Below are 13,914 nucleotides of genomic sequence, written 5' to 3' on the forward strand. Positions count from 1 at the left end.
TTTAATGAGTTTAAGCGCAGGCAGCCTGAGTGGCCGACTCGGCGAGGATGGCGTAGATCGCCGCGGGGTCACGAATCTTGCGGACCTGCTCAAGCACCGACTGGTTGCGCAGCACGCGCGCAACGCGGGCCAGCGCCTTGAGATGGTCGGCCCCAGCGCCCTCCGGCGCGATCAGCACGAAGATGATGTCGACGGGCTGGCCGTCGAGCGCGTCGAAATCGATCGGCTTTTCGGTGCGGGCGAACAGGCCGACCAGGCGGTCAATGCCCGGCATGCGACCATGGGGGATGGCGATGCCGTCGCCGATGCCGGTCGAGCCGAGCCGTTCACGCTGGAGCAGCGCCTCGAAGATCTCGCGGTCGGGCAAGCCCGTCAGGGCGGCGGCATGCTGGGCAAGCTCCTGCAGAGCCTGCTTCTTGCCATTGGCCCGTAGTGGCGAAATCACCGCGGCGGGGCTCAGGAGATCGGTCAGCGTCATTCGCCCGTCCATGCATGTCCCATGCCGGCCGAAACGCCGTCGGCATGGGTCAGGTTCGAGGGCCGGGGCGGTCGCCCGCCGGCCTCAGGACAGCGATGCCGGCGGGTCGATCCAGCCGATATTACCGTCGCGGCGGCGGTATACGATGTTCATCCGGCCATTGCCAGCATGGCGGAAGACGATGACGGGCGAACCAGTCATGTCGAGCTCCGCGACCGCATCGCTGACCGTCAGAACATGCAGCGATTTGGTGCTTTCGGCCACGGTCACCGGGTGATCGCCGGTGGAAACACCGTCGAACTCCTCGATATCGTCATCCGGAGCCGCAATCACATAGCTGGGGATTTCGATTCCGGCGTCGCGTCCGTTGGCCGTCGAACGGTCCTTCAGCCGGCGCTTGTAGCGTCGCAACCGCTTCTCGATCCGCTCAGCCATCTTATCGAGGCTGGCATAGGCATCATGGGCGGTGGCCGAGGCTTCCAGCGTGATCCCCGACGAGAGGTGAATGACGGTGTCGGTGCGGAAGGCCGTACCGTCCTTGTCGACCGTGACGTGCCCCTGATAGCCGCCCTCGTAATATTTGCTGACGGCTGCAGCGACCCGCTCTTCGGCCTGGCCGCGCAGGGCCTCGCCGACATCGAGATTCTTGCCGGAGATTCGCAAGCTCATGGACTGCTTCCCCTTGTTTAGCCATGGCCAGTGGTTGGCCATCACCCAGAGCTAAGAACCGCGAGTCCGGGATGTCAATGTGACAAGGGAAGCATGGCGCCGATGCGCCAGCGTTTTGGAACCAAATTGCTCAACGCCCTGCGGCCGCCATGGCAACCTTCTCCCGCCGACGCTCCATCGAGGAAGGAATGCGCAGCGATTCCCGATATTTCGCGACGGTGCGCCGGGCGATGTCGATGCCGGTGGCCTTGAGCCTGGTGACAATGGCATCGTCGGAAAGCACGTCGCCCGGACTTTCGTCGTCGATCATCTGCTTGATGCGGAAGCGCACGGCCTCGGCCGAATGCGCCTCGCCATAGCCGGTCGCCGCGATCGCCGCCGAGAAAAAGTACTTCATCTCGAAGACACCGCGCGAGCAGGTCAGGTACTTGTTCGAGGTGACGCGCGAGACGGTCGATTCGTGCATGCCGATGGCATCGGCAACCGTCTTCAGGTTGAGCGGGCGCAGATGCTCGACGCCATAGGCGAAAAAGCCGTCCTGCTGGCGCACGATTTCGCTGGCGACCTTCAGGATCGTGCGTGCCCGCTGCTCGAGCGAACGCGTCAGCCAGTTCGCGGTCTGCAGGCATTCGGCGATGAAGGCCTTCTCCTCGTCGTTGCGCGCCGCCCTGGAAACACGGGCATGATAGGTCTGATTGACGAGCAGGCGCGGCAACGTGTCCGGGTTGAGGTCGATCAGCCAGGAGCCATCGGGCGCGGCGCGGATGAAGACATCCGGAACGACCGTCTCCGCCGCCCCGCCGCCGAAGGCCCGACCGGGCTTGGGATCGAGCCGGCGGATCTCGGCGACCATGTCGGCGACATCTTCATCATCGACGCCGCAGACGCGCTTCAGCGCGGCAAAATCGCGCTTGGCGACGAGATGGAGGTTCGCCACCAGAGCCTGCATCGCCGGATCGAAGCGGTCGCGGTCGCGCAGCTGGATCGCGAGGCATTCGGCGACGTCGCGTGCAGCGACCCCCGAGGGATCGAAGCTCTGGACGATACGCAGCACGGTTTCCACCCGCTCGACACCGATGCCGAGACGTTCGGCGATGTCCGGAACGGGTTCGGCGAGATAGCCGCTGTCATCCACCGCATCGATGAGGTGCCGGCCGATGATGCGCTCTGCCGGGTCGGTGACGGCGAGGTCGAGCTGGGCACTGAGATGGTCGTGCAGCGAGGCTTCAGCCGTCAGCCCGCTCTCGAAGCCTTCGGGCCCGTCTTCGAAGGAGCCGCCGCGGGAGCCATAGGCTCCGCCGATGACCGGAAGACTGTCGGCGCCGCCTGAATCGCTGCGCGCCGCGCTCGGCTGCTCGCTCTGAAAGACATTGTCGAGGCCGGTGCCGAGCCGGCCTTCCATGCCCTCCTGGGTATGCAGGCTTTCGGCGCGGGCAAAGCTCTCGGGATCGGCGGCGTGCGGGCTCTCGGCCTCCGCACCGCCGCCTAGCGGGACTTCCGGGCCGTCGTTCCGCTCGAGCAGCGGGTTCCGCTCAAGCTCGCCGTCGACGAAGTTCTGGAGTTCCAGATGCGAGAGCTGCAGGAGCTTGATCGCCTGCAGCAGCTGCGGCGTCATCACCAGGGACTGGCCCTGACGCAACTCCATGCGCGGCATCATCGCCATGCGCGAAAGGCCCTTCTCGATCGCGCGCCACACGGCACGCTTCTTGCTTGTGAGAAGACCCTAGCGCCTGCTCGGCGCCGCGTCAAAGCCCATGCCTCGTTTGCAGGCAGGAAATTTGATGCACCGCAACAAACCGATGGAAATCGAGGCAGACGCCGCCGATCAGAGGCGGAAATCCTCACCGAGATAGACACGGCGGACATCGGGATTGGCGATAATCTCGGCCGGCGAGCCTTCCGTCAGAACCCGGCCGGAATGGATGATGTAGGCGCGGTCGACGAGGCCGAGCGTCTCGCGGACGTTGTGGTCGGTGATGAGCACGCCGATGCCGCGGTCGGTCAGCTGACGCACCAGCGCCTGAATGTCGCCCACCGCGATCGGATCGATGCCCGCGAAGGGCTCGTCGAGCAAGATGAAGGATGGCTTTCCGGCGAGCGCGCGGGCGATCTCGCAGCGGCGGCGCTCGCCGCCGGAGAGCGCGATCGACGGCGCCTTCCTCAGCCGCGAAATGGTAAATTCCTCGAGCAGCTGGTCGAGCTGACGCTCGCGCGCCTTGCGGTCAGGCTCGACCACCTCGAGCACGGCGCGGATGTTGTCCTCAACGGAGAGCCCGCGGAAGATCGAGGCCTCCTGCGGCAGATAGCCGATGCCGAGCCGGGCGCGCTGGTACATGGGCAGCCCGGTTATGTCGTTGCCCTCGAGCGAAATGACACCGAAATCGGCCCCGACCAGACCGGTGATCATGTAGAAGATCGTGGTCTTGCCGGCGCCGTTCGGGCCGAGCAGGCCGACCGCCTCCCCCTGACGCAGATAGAGGCTGGCGTCCGACACCACGGTGCGGCCGCCATAACTCTTGCGCAGATTGCTGACGGCGAGAATCCCCGGCCCGCCGATCTCGGCGGCCGTCGAGCGCATCGCCCCCTCGCCTGCGGCGCGCCTTCCACTGCCAAAAAGCCCACGCAGGCGGCCGAAGACTCCACCCGGACTCGGAGCCTGGGTGCGTGCGGGCATGGCGGCGGGGCGAGGCGCTTCGGAGACGGTCACTGCGGCACGGTCGCTTGTTGAGCTCAGTTGGTGGGCTTGGGAGCCGGCTTGGCGCCAGGCTTGGTCGCGTCCGGCTTGTTCGTTTCCGAGTTCGGCACGAAGAAGCCCTGGACCCGTCCGCCCTTGGTGGTCTCGACATTCGCGACGCCGGTCACCGTATTGTAGGTCAGCTTCTCGCCGCGGGTGATGTTCGGTCCGTCATTCAAGGCGACATTGCCCGTCATGATCACGACGTTGTTGGCGCGGTCGAACTCGGCATTGTCGGAGGTCGCAGCCTGGGTCTTGGAGACGACCGTCACCGGCCCCTTGCAGAGGATGCGCTTGATCGAGCTGTCATTGCCGTTCGGCGCGGCCGGAGTCGCGGCTGCCGGCTTGGCAGCGCCGGCGCCGCCCTGCCCGCCATTGCGGCCCTCATAGAGCACGGTCATCACGGTGCAGCGCACCGTGGTCTCGCCCTGGACCGCGACGACATTGCCCGTGAAGACGGCCTTGTTCTCCTTGTCGAGCACATCGAGCTTGTCAGCATCGATCTTGATGGGCTCCTTGCTGTCGCCGCCGAGACCGCCCAGCGGGGACGAGGCATTGCCGCCGCGCGCCTTGCCCTGCGCGGCCTGCGCAAACGCCGTTTGCGGAGCCGCGGCCAAAACCACGCCCGCCACCAGCAGCAGAGCGGCGCCGCGGAACCCCTTGGCGAAACGGAAACTGTGGCTTGCCGTGCTCATGTCACTGTCTCTTCCCGTTGCCAGCATCGTTGGCGGGCGTGTCGCCTGCCGGAGCAGCCCGATTCGCGTTCAGCAGTTCCGGCATCGGCGTGCTGCCCTCGCGCTCGGGCCCGGCGATCGTACCTGCTGGCGCGTTCCTGATGAAGACCCGGACCCGCCCCTCGAATGCGATCAACTCGCCATTGTTCTTCACGTCAAGCGTGTTGGCGTCCACAGTCGTCTCGCCGAGCGAGACCTTGACCGGTTCCGTCGAAGTCACGGCGCCGGATTTGAAGTCGACATCGGCCGTCCTCATCTGCATGTCGTGGCCGCTCTCGGTCCGAACCTTCACATCGTCGACGAGCTTGAGCTTTTCTTTCTGGGTGTCGAACAGGCCTGTCTTCGCGTTGACCGTCACCCAGCCCTCCCGCTCCATCTGGATGCGTGCGGTCAGGATCTGAAGCTCGATCTGGGTTGGGTTCTTGATCTCCTGAAAGGCATTCTCGGCCGTGACCTGATAGGGCAGGTTATTCTTGCGGTAGCCGGAGAGCTTGGGCGTCTCCATCCGCACCTTGCCGCCGGTGATGCCGACCGAGCTGACCGAGACATTGGCGAGCTTGCCGCGGAGCGGGTTGAGAAAGGGGACGACGACCAGCGCGACCACCAGCGTCACTGCGGTCAGGGGAATAAGCGTGCGCAGGATGTGAACGGCCCGGGTGTGGCGACGCGCCGCGGCAAACGCCGCGCGACGGCTCAGCGCCTGCGCGGAAATCCTTCCCGCCGGGTCGTTCAATGTCATTGCCACAGTCATGCCCCGCGCAATGGCAGCCGCTCACGGCTTTTTCGTGTCGCTAGGGCGAACCGCAACGCGCCCCCGCGCCGCCCGCTCCAGACCGGACGGGCGCGCCCCTCGCGCCAGTCTTCGCCGCAGACTGACGCAAGAACCCTTCGAAATTGTCAAGTGTGAGCGAAAATGTCGGTCTCGCCCCAGCCGGCCAGATCGAGCTCGGCGCGGTAAGGCAGGAAGTTGAAGCAGGCCTGGGCGAGATGGCTGCGGCCCTCGCGCGCCAGCATCGCCTCAAGCTTGGCGTGGAGCGCGTGAAGATGCAGCACGTCGGAGGCAGCGTAGGCGAGCTGGGCCTCGCTGAGCGTGTCCGCACCCCAATCCGAGGATTGCTGCTGCTTCGAGAGCTCGACGCCGAGCAACTCGCGCACCAGATCCTTCAGGCCGTGGCGATCCGTATAGGTGCGGACCAGCTTCGAGGCGATCTTGGTGCAGTAGACCGGGGCCGTTACCACGCCGAAAGCGTGGCGCAACACGGCCACGTCGAAGCGCGCGAAGTGGAAGAGCTTCAGCACGGCCGGGTCTTCGAGCAGGCGGATCAGGTTCTTGGGCCGCTCGCCATTCTTCAGGATCTGGACGACGTCCGCCGTGCCGTCGCCACGCGAGAGCTGAACCACGCAGAGCCGATCGCGATGCGGATTGAGGCCGAGCGTCTCGGTGTCGATCGCGACGCTCGAACCGGCCTCGTAGCCGTCAGGCAGATCGCCGCGATGAAAACGGATGGTCATGCTCGAAACCTCACTCGGGCCGCGCTGAAGCGCCCTTAAACGGTACTCACGGGAATGGAACGGCAGCAGACCGCGCCGAAACGGCGCGCCTTCCGCAGCTAGCGGCCTCGTATGGCTGGTTCAAGCCCTTTCTGATTTGGCACAACTGGCCGACCCCATCGTTAACCTTTTATTCACTATAAGCTTCAAGCTTTCGTTAAGGCATGCGACAAGAGTGACAATGGAGCACGACGCATGTCCCCGATTCGCCTTTTCTGCGATCTCGATGGCCGCATCGGTCTGCGGGCCTTCTGGCTCGGCAGCGCCGCCGTCGCGTTCACGCTGCTTGCCTTGCAGCGGATCCTGCCCCAACTGACGGATCCCCAGACCGCGCGAACCGTCCTTGCCTTCACAAACGCTTTTGCCCTGTTTCCCTGGGTGGCGCTGGCCGCCAAGCGCGCCACTGACCGGGGCGGCAGCCCGCTTTTCGGCATCCTGCTGATCTGCGCGATCGTGCTGCCGGAGCACCTGCGTCTCTACATGCCATTCGGCTGGCGGCCTTCGCTGGAAGCGATCTCGACCATCGCCTGGGTGGTCGCCCTCATCGATCTCGGCCTGATGCCTTCGGCCAAGGACGGGCCGGCGGAGGCATTGGTCGCCGTCGAGGCCGGTTCCCGCTCAGCCTGAAGCGCGCCGGATCTCGGCGCGTCCTGCCGGCCCGGAAGCTGCGATCTAACTCTTTGTCGGAGCATCGGATCTCTTCGAAGAGCCGATTCCACTTTTTGGTCCGATGCTTTAAAGCGGCGGCATGACGACGACGCCCTCCGCCTCTGCCCCTGCCCTTTCCTTCGATCCCGCCGATCCGGTCGCGCTGACGCAGGCGCTGGTGCGCTGTCCCTCCGTCACGCCGCAGGAAGGCGGCGCGCTCGCCCTGCTCGCCGCCGTGCTCACGGCCGAAGGCTATGAAGTCCACCGCCCGGTCTTCAGCGAGCCGGGCACACCGGATGTCGAGAATCTCTATGCCCGCATCGGCAGCGAGGCCCCGGTCTTCGTCATCGCCGGGCATACCGACGTCGTGCCCGTCGGCAACGAGGCGGCCTGGACACGCGCGCCCTTCGACGGCGCAATCGAGAACGGCACCCTCTACGGGCGCGGCGCCTGCGACATGAAGGGCGGCCTCGCCGCCATGGTTGCGGCGGCGATCCGCTATCGCCGCGAGAACCCCGATGCGCCCGGCTCCATCGCCTTTCTGGTCACAGGCGACGAGGAGGGCCCCGCCGTCAACGGCACGGTGAAGCTGCTGGCCTGGGCGCATGAGCGTGGCGAGCGCTTCGACCATTGCATCCTCGGCGAGCCGACCAACCCGGCAACGATGAGCGACATGATCAAGATCGGCCGGCGCGGCTCGCTGACCGGCCAGATCACCGTCCATGGTATCCAGGGCCATGTCGGCTACCCGCACCTCGCCGATAACCCGATCCGCGGCATGGTCCGGCTGCTGGCGGCGCTCGACGCCGGGCCGCTCGACACCGGCACGGAGCATTTCGACCCGAGCAATCTCGAAGTCACGACGGTCGATGTCGGCAACCCCGCGTCGAACGTCATCCCCGCCCAGGCCAGGGCCGTCTTCAACATCCGCTTCAACGACGTCTGGACGCCCGAGACGCTCGCAGCCGAGATCGAGCGGCGTCTGCACGAGGCCGCGGGCAACACCGTGCGCTACGAGGTCGGCTTCCAGCCGACCAACGCCGTCGCCTTCCTGACCGCGCCCGGCCCGTTCGTGGCGATGGTCGGCGATGCCGTCGAAGCCGAGACCGGCAAGCGCCCCGCCCTGTCGACGACCGGCGGCACATCCGACGCGCGCTTCATCAAAAGCTTTTGCCCTGTCGTCGAGTACGGCGTCGTCGGCAAGACGATGCACCAGATCGACGAAAGCGTGGCCGTCGCCGACCTCGCTGCGCTGGAGCGGATCACGCATCGGTTACTCGCCAGCTATTTTGCAGCGCAACATAAAGCTTGACGCGCCGGAACTGCGAGCCATTATCGCCGTTAGACGAAAGTCTAAGAACGCAGATAATGGAGATCGTGATGAGGCTTGCCGCCGACGACATCGCGCGCTCGCTGCGCGGTTCCTGGCATCTAATGACCCGCGGCACTGAAGCGCTTGCCGAACTCGACCTCAGCCGCGACGGCTTCTGGCGCTCCTTCCTCGCCTTCGCGCTGATGTTGCCGGCGACCGTCGCGATCCTCGCCGCGGCCCGCCTGTTCGCCGGCCTGCCGAACAGCGCCGGCCTCTTCACCGTGCCTGAGCTCGTGCTGGCGGTGATTGGCGCGCTCTGCCTCGCCATCCTCGCCGTGCCGGCCCTGCTGATCGCGCTGCGCCCGGAGCTTGCGCAGGCGCCGCGGTTCACCAGCTTCGTCATCGCCTGGAACTGGGCCGGCATCGTTTCGGCGAGCCTCATGGCGGTGCCCGCCGCCGTCTTCGCGCTGGGGTGGTCGACACCGGAGCTGGCGCTGGTGCAGGCGGCATTCTTCGCGGCGATCGTGCTGCGCTTGCGCTATTGCGTGGCGCGTGCGGCCTTTGGCCCGGAAGGGCACAGCATCGCGCTGCCGCTGGTCATCGCCAGCATCGTGCTCGACTATGGCGTGATTCGGCTGTTCAGCCTGTTCTGAGCCCGTCTCAGTAGTCTACACCTGCGAGGTAGAGCCCGCAGGACGGCGCGAGGGCGGCGCATTGCGCACGGTCGCGCGCCGCCAGTATCTGGCCGAGCTTCTCCTCGGGCCAGCGCCCCGCCCCGACCATCTTCAGGCTGCCGACGATCGAGCGGACCTGATGATGCAAGAAGGAGCGGGCGTGGGCGTAGACCACGATCTCCGCGCCCTCGCGCCGGACATCGAGCCGGTCGATCGTACGGATCGGGCTGTTGGCCTGGCATTCGGCAGCGCGGAAGGTCGTGAAATCGTGCTTTCCAAGCAGAGCCTTGGCGGCGCGGTCCATCGCCTCGTGGTCGAGCTTCACCGGAACGTGCCAGACGCGGCCGCGATCGAGAGCGGGCGGCGCCCGCCTGTCGAGAATGCGGTAGATGTAGTAGCGGCGCTTTGCCGAAATGCGGGCGTCGAAATCATCGGGGACGATCTCGGCGCTGAGCACGCTGACCGGAAAGCGCGCCTTCAGCCGGGCATTGCTCGCATCGCGTACGACGTCGGTCCGCCATTCCCTGTCGATATCGACATGGGCGACCTGATGCGTGGCGTGGACGCCGGCATCCGTGCGCCCGGCGCAGTGCAGCCGGACGGGGTGGCCGCAGAAGGCCTCGACCGCCTCCTCGACGCTCTGCTGCACGGACGGGTCGCTCGCCTGGCGCTGCCAGCCCGAAAACGGCGTGCCGTCATATTCGATGACGAGCTTATAGCGCGGCATCAGAGGTGGCCGCCAAAAAGTGCGAAGCGGTTTTTGGACAACGGCCCGCTCCGTTAAAGCTTGTCGCCGGCCCCGAGCCGCGCGCCGCGCAGGAACTCGGCCCCGCTCATCGGCGCCTTCCCGGCGCGCTGGACCTGCAGCAGCTTCACCGCCCCGACGGCGCAAGCGACGGTGCCCTCGTCATCGAGCAGCGTGCCCGGCTCGGCTGCGCCGCCGGCGCGCGCCGTGCGCAGGATCTTCAGCCGCTCCGGCCCCTTGCCGAGGTCGATCTCGGCGAAGGCGCCCGGGAAGGGCGAGAGGCCGCGCACCCGGTCATGCACCAGTTGCGCCGGCAGCGTCCAGTTCAGCTTGGCCTCGGCATTGGTGATCTTGGCGGCATAGGTGACGCCGTCTTCCGGCTGCGGCGTGAACTGCAGGCCGCCTCGGCCCAGCGCCGCGAGTGCGCGCACCATCAGATCGGCACCGAGGATGCTGAGCCGGTCGTGGAGTTCGCCGGCGGTCAGGTCGGGCCCGATCGGCAGCGTCTCGACCATGGCGACAGGGCCGGTGTCGAGCCCCGCCTCCATCTTCATCACGCAGACGCCGGTTTCGGCATCGCCGGCCATGATCGCACGCTGGAGCGGCGCCGCGCCGCGCCAGCGCGGCAGCAGCGAGGCATGGAGGTTGAGGCAGCCGAGCTCGGGCAGATCGAGGATCGCCTGAGGCAGGATCATGCCATAGGCGACGACGACGGCGACATCGGCTTGATGCGAGGCGATGATCTCGGCCTGCTCCGGCGTCTTCAGCGTCGCGGGCGTGAAGACCGGGATGCCGAAGCGCTCCGCCGCCCTGTGCACCGGCGAGGGCTTGAGATCGAGGCCGCGGCCGGCCTGCGCCGGGGCGCGGGTGTAGCAGGAGACGACCTCATGCCCCTGCCCGACGATCTCGGTCAGGACCGGCACGGCGAAATCCGGCGTGCCCATGAAAATGACGCGCAAACTCATACGCTCGACTTTACCTCAGCTCCGGCATGGCACCGGAAGAATGAAACAGCCTGCCGATTACGCAGCCCGCTCGCGCTTGGCCGCCTTGGCGAATTTCTTGGTGACGCGCTCGCGCTTCAGCCGCGAGAGATGATCGATGAAGAGCACGCCATCGAGATGGTCGATCTCGTGCTGCAGGCAGGTGGCGAGCAGGCCATCGGCCGCGATCTCCAGCGTCTTGCCGTTGAGATCCATATAACGGACCTTCACCTCTGAGGGACGCTCGACCTCCTCGTAATATTCCGGGATCGAGAGGCAGCCTTCCTCATAGACGTTGAATTCCTCCGAGGACCAGGTGACCTCCGGATTTATGAAGACCTGCGGCTTCCTGGGTTCCGGCTCCTCGCCCTCCTTCGCCTCCGGCTTCGAGAGGTCGATCGTCACCACGCGCAGCGGCACGCCGATCTGGATGGCGGCGAGCCCAATGCCCGGTGCGTCGTACATCGTCTCAAACATGTCCGCGACCAGCGCCTTGATCTCGGGCGTGACAGCTGCGACCGACTTCGAAACGAGGCGAAGCTGGGCGTCGGGCAGGATGACGAGCGGGCGAACGGACATGGGATTCCAAGGAGAAAGAGCTGTTGAGCCCGGGACATAAGCATTTGTGGGCAAGCGGTCAAACTGTTCCGCTTTCGTTCGCCATTCGCCATCGAATCGGCTAGGCTCGGCGCATGAACGAGATCGCCTTCACCCTGTTGGAGCGCCCGGTGAGCTGGGCCGAAGCCGCCCTCGGCTTTGCAGCCCTGAGCCTTGTGCTCCTGCTCATGGCCGTGATCGCCGGCTGGCGGGGCGGCAGGAGCCGCGCGATCGAGGTCGCGATGGCGGCCGAGCGTGCCCGCGAAATGGACGACAAGGTCGCGGAGATGAACCGCCAGCAGGCGGAACTCGCCGGCCGGATGCAGTCCATGGCCGAAATCCTCTCGACGCGGCAGGGCGATCTTGCCCGGCTCGTAGCCGACCGGATGGACGGGCTGAGCCACAAGGTTGGCCAGGGCCTCGAACAAAATGTCCGCCAGACCACCGAAAGCCTCGGCAAGCTGCAGGAGCGACTGGCGGTCATCGACACCGCCCAGAAGAACCTGACCGACCTGACCTCCGAAGTGGTGACGCTCAGGGACGTGCTCGCCAACAAGCAGGCGCGCGGGGCCTATGGCCAGGGCCGCATGGAAGCGATCGTCCGCGACGGCCTGCCCGCCGCCTTCTTCACCTTCCAGCCGCAGCTCTCGAACGGGCGCCGGCCGGACTGCCTCGTGACCCTGCCGGGCGACGGGCGCGGCCTCGTCATCGACGCCAAGTTCCCGCTGGAGAGCTTCACGCTGCTGCGCGAGGCGCGCGGCGACGACGCGCGCAAGGCCGCCGGTCAGCGCGTGCGCAGCGATGTCGGCGTGCATGTGAGGGATATCGCCGAACGCTATTTCCTGCCCGGCGAGACGCAGGATGTCGCGCTGCTCTTCGTTCCGTCGGAATCGATCTATGCCGATCTGCACGAGCATTTCGACGATGTCGTGCAGCGCGCGCACCGGGCGCGGGTGATGATCGTCTCGCCCTCGCTGCTGGCGCTGGCGATCCAGCTGATGCAGTCGCTGGTGCGCGATGCGCGCATGCGGGAAGAGGCGCAGGTCATCCAGACCGAGGTCGGCAAGCTGCTCGACGACGTCCGCCGGCTGGGCGAGCGGGTCGACAAGCTCGATACCCATTTCCGCCAGGCTCAGGACGATGTCGGCCAGATCAAAACCTCGGCCGGCAAGGTCACCAGCCGCGCCGAGAAGATCGGCGCGCTCGATTTCGACGACGAAAAGAGCGAGCCGAAGCTGCCCTTCGCCAAGGGGCTGGAGCTGAAGGCCGCGGCGGAGTAATCAGCCGCGGCTGAGCACCGCCGAAAGCTCCGGCTTCACGTTCAGCGTCTGGAAAACGACACAGTAGCGCTCGGTAAGCTTGAGCAGCGTGTCGAGCTTCTCCTGCGGCGCGTCGCTCTCGACGTCGAAGAAGAGGCGGATGGCCTGGAAGCCGACCGGCGCATCCTTGGCGACGCCGAGCGTGCCACGGAAATCGAGATCGCCCTCGGCCCGGACGACGCCCTTCTTCAGCTCGATCTCGAGCGCGGTGGCGACCGCCTTCAGCGTCACACCGGCGCAGGCGACCAGCGCCTCCAGCAGCATGTCGCCGGAGCAGAGCTCGGCGCCCGAGCCGCCTGAGGCGGGATGCAGGCCGGCAAGCGCGATAGCGCGGCCGGTCTCGACCTTGCAGGCGATGTGCTGGTCGTCGAGCTCGCCATGGGCCTTGAGCGTGATGACCGCAGCCTCAGGATTGGTGCGGTATTCGTCCTTGAGAGGAGCCTGCAAGGCACGCAGCGCGGTGACGTCCATCATCGTGATCCTTCTGAAGCGGTCAGCCGGCTTGTAGCCGCTTCAGGCCGCCGCCTCCACCTCCGGCGCAGCGGGCTGGCTTTCCTTTTCGAGCGCCCGGCGCAATTCGCGACGCAAGGTGACGAAGCCGACGGAGCCCTCCTCGCGCGGACGCGCCAGCAGATTGTCGAGGTTGAAGGCGGCCGGCCCCGGCTGCCGCGGCAGGACGAGGATGCGATCGGCCAGGCGCAGGGCCTCCTCGACGGAGCCCGTGGCGATGACGACGGCGGGGCGCGCTTGCATACATAGTTCCGGCAGGAAGGCGGTGAGCCGAACGCGCGCATCGGCATTGAGCGCCGCAAAGGGCTCGTCGATCAACAGCAGCCGCGGTCTGACCAGCAAGAGGCGGGCGATGGCGAGCCGAAGCAGCTCCTCGGGCGAGAGCGCAGCGGGCCGCTGCTTCGCCTGCCCGGAGAGGCCGAGGCGAACCAGCACATTGGCGATCAGGCCCTCGCGCTCGAACGGCGTCACATTCGGGAGGACAAAAGCCAGGTTCTCGGTGAGATCGAGCCAGGGAAAGAAGCGCGGCCGGGCGCAGAGCAGGCCGATCTCAGTCGTCGGTATCGCTTCCTCATCGGCCCGCAGACCGGCGAACGCTCGCAGCGCCGCCCCACGCACCTCCGGAGCACCGAGCAGGGCGACGACCTCGCCAGCCCTGGGGCGCGGCGGAGCGTATTCGGGAGAGCGGGAGAAATCGTGAAGAGCGGCCGACATCGCTGGCTCCATCCATAACAAGGCGGAAGGAGCGCAGACGGCATCGGGCCGTCCCGTCGTTCCCGCGCTTTAGCTGCATTTGTTTCGCGCCCGCAAGCTGAGGCTCAAATCGGCGCGTGTCCTCTTCTAAGGTCCGATCGTCCTTTTTGTCAAACGGCACTTACCGCCACATGCCGGCATTTTCGGCCGCCTTTTCCTGATGCGGGGCCTCGTCGCGCAGAGACGCGCATCAGTCCTTCAGGTCCG

The 13,914-nt window shown here is 66.4% G+C and carries 16 protein-coding genes; 4 read left to right on the forward strand and 12 right to left on the reverse strand.

Annotated features, from left to right (window positions below; genetic code table 11):
- Positions 1 to 10 precede the first annotated feature (10 nt).
- The 7 genes from ptsN to AC1DDA_RS23715 all read right to left on the reverse strand — a co-directional run bounded on the left by ptsN (position 11) and on the right by AC1DDA_RS23715 (position 6,127).
- On the reverse strand, positions 11 to 478 hold the full coding sequence (gene ptsN, locus AC1DDA_RS23685; protein ID WP_441513624.1) for a PTS IIA-like nitrogen regulatory protein PtsN: 468 nt from the start codon (positions 476 to 478) through the stop codon (positions 11 to 13).
- An 84-nt stretch (positions 479 to 562) separates the two neighbouring features.
- Positions 563 to 1,147 carry a ribosome hibernation-promoting factor, HPF/YfiA family gene (hpf, locus tag AC1DDA_RS23690; protein ID WP_476797631.1) on the reverse strand — a complete coding sequence of 195 codons (585 nt, stop codon included), beginning with the start codon at positions 1,145 to 1,147 and terminating at the stop codon, positions 563 to 565.
- A gap of 130 nt (positions 1,148 to 1,277) precedes the next feature.
- On the reverse strand, positions 1,278 to 2,810 hold the full coding sequence (rpoN, locus tag AC1DDA_RS23695) for an RNA polymerase factor sigma-54 (protein ID WP_476797686.1): 1,533 nt from the start codon (positions 2,808 to 2,810) through the stop codon (positions 1,278 to 1,280).
- A gap of 162 nt (positions 2,811 to 2,972) precedes the next feature.
- Positions 2,973 to 3,821 (reverse strand): LPS export ABC transporter ATP-binding protein, encoded by an 849-nt coding sequence (gene lptB, locus AC1DDA_RS23700; protein WP_441513711.1) that lies wholly within the window; start codon positions 3,819 to 3,821, stop codon positions 2,973 to 2,975.
- Positions 3,822 to 3,877: 56 nt separating this feature from the next.
- A complete protein-coding gene (locus AC1DDA_RS23705; protein WP_476797632.1) occupies positions 3,878 to 4,576 on the reverse strand; it encodes an LptA/OstA family protein in 699 nt (232 codons plus the stop codon).
- A 1-nt stretch (position 4,577) separates the two neighbouring features.
- The gene (lptC, locus tag AC1DDA_RS23710; RefSeq protein WP_476797633.1) at positions 4,578 to 5,354 is read right to left on the reverse strand and encodes an LPS export ABC transporter periplasmic protein LptC; all 777 of its coding nucleotides are present in this window, start codon (positions 5,352 to 5,354) and stop codon (positions 4,578 to 4,580) included.
- A 158-nt stretch (positions 5,355 to 5,512) separates the two neighbouring features.
- A complete protein-coding gene (locus tag AC1DDA_RS23715; protein WP_476797634.1) occupies positions 5,513 to 6,127 on the reverse strand; it encodes a ribonuclease D in 615 nt (204 codons plus the stop codon).
- Between the two features lie 234 nt (positions 6,128 to 6,361).
- Here AC1DDA_RS23715 and AC1DDA_RS23720 point away from each other — a divergent pair, with 234 nt between their 5' ends.
- The 3 genes from AC1DDA_RS23720 (at position 6,362) to AC1DDA_RS23730 (ending at position 8,779) form a co-directional block, all read left to right on the forward strand.
- Positions 6,362 to 6,793 carry a DUF805 domain-containing protein gene (locus AC1DDA_RS23720; protein ID WP_476797635.1) on the forward strand — a complete coding sequence of 144 codons (432 nt, stop codon included), beginning with the start codon at positions 6,362 to 6,364 and terminating at the stop codon, positions 6,791 to 6,793.
- Positions 6,794 to 6,914: 121 nt separating this feature from the next.
- Complete coding sequence (gene dapE / locus AC1DDA_RS23725; RefSeq protein WP_476797636.1) at positions 6,915 to 8,126, forward strand: succinyl-diaminopimelate desuccinylase; 1,212 nt, start codon at positions 6,915 to 6,917, stop codon at positions 8,124 to 8,126.
- A 68-nt stretch (positions 8,127 to 8,194) separates the two neighbouring features.
- Positions 8,195 to 8,779: a hypothetical protein gene (locus AC1DDA_RS23730; protein WP_441513617.1), complete on the forward strand. Its 585-nt coding sequence runs from the start codon at positions 8,195 to 8,197 to the stop codon at positions 8,777 to 8,779.
- A 7-nt stretch (positions 8,780 to 8,786) separates the two neighbouring features.
- Here the strand turns inward: AC1DDA_RS23730 and truA are convergent, their stop codons facing one another.
- Genes truA through def form a run of 3 tightly spaced genes read right to left on the reverse strand, consistent with a single transcriptional unit; the run spans position 8,787 to position 11,107 of the window.
- Entirely contained in the window at positions 8,787 to 9,527 is a 741-nt protein-coding gene (gene truA, locus AC1DDA_RS23735; RefSeq protein WP_476797637.1) for a tRNA pseudouridine(38-40) synthase TruA, read from the reverse strand.
- A 53-nt stretch (positions 9,528 to 9,580) separates the two neighbouring features.
- Positions 9,581 to 10,510 carry a methionyl-tRNA formyltransferase gene (gene fmt, locus AC1DDA_RS23740; protein ID WP_476797638.1) on the reverse strand — a complete coding sequence of 310 codons (930 nt, stop codon included), beginning with the start codon at positions 10,508 to 10,510 and terminating at the stop codon, positions 9,581 to 9,583.
- 57 nt (positions 10,511 to 10,567) lie between these two features.
- Positions 10,568 to 11,107 carry a peptide deformylase gene (gene def / locus AC1DDA_RS23745; RefSeq protein ID WP_476797639.1) on the reverse strand — a complete coding sequence of 180 codons (540 nt, stop codon included), beginning with the start codon at positions 11,105 to 11,107 and terminating at the stop codon, positions 10,568 to 10,570.
- A gap of 113 nt (positions 11,108 to 11,220) precedes the next feature.
- Here def and AC1DDA_RS23750 point away from each other — a divergent pair, with 113 nt between their 5' ends.
- Positions 11,221 to 12,405 carry a DNA recombination protein RmuC gene (locus tag AC1DDA_RS23750; protein WP_476797640.1) on the forward strand — a complete coding sequence of 395 codons (1,185 nt, stop codon included), beginning with the start codon at positions 11,221 to 11,223 and terminating at the stop codon, positions 12,403 to 12,405.
- On the opposite strand, the gene AC1DDA_RS23755 is transcribed toward AC1DDA_RS23750, so the two are convergent.
- Positions 12,406 to 12,915, reverse strand: coding sequence for an OsmC family protein (locus AC1DDA_RS23755; RefSeq protein ID WP_476797687.1), 510 nt, complete (start codon positions 12,913 to 12,915; stop codon positions 12,406 to 12,408).
- A gap of 42 nt (positions 12,916 to 12,957) precedes the next feature.
- Positions 12,958 to 13,668 (reverse strand): ATP-binding cassette domain-containing protein, encoded by a 711-nt coding sequence (locus AC1DDA_RS23760; protein ID WP_476797641.1) that lies wholly within the window; start codon positions 13,666 to 13,668, stop codon positions 12,958 to 12,960.
- Positions 13,669 to 13,914 lie beyond the last annotated feature (246 nt).

The sequence above is a fragment of the Allobosea sp. 10N428 genome (genome assembly GCF_056394545.1).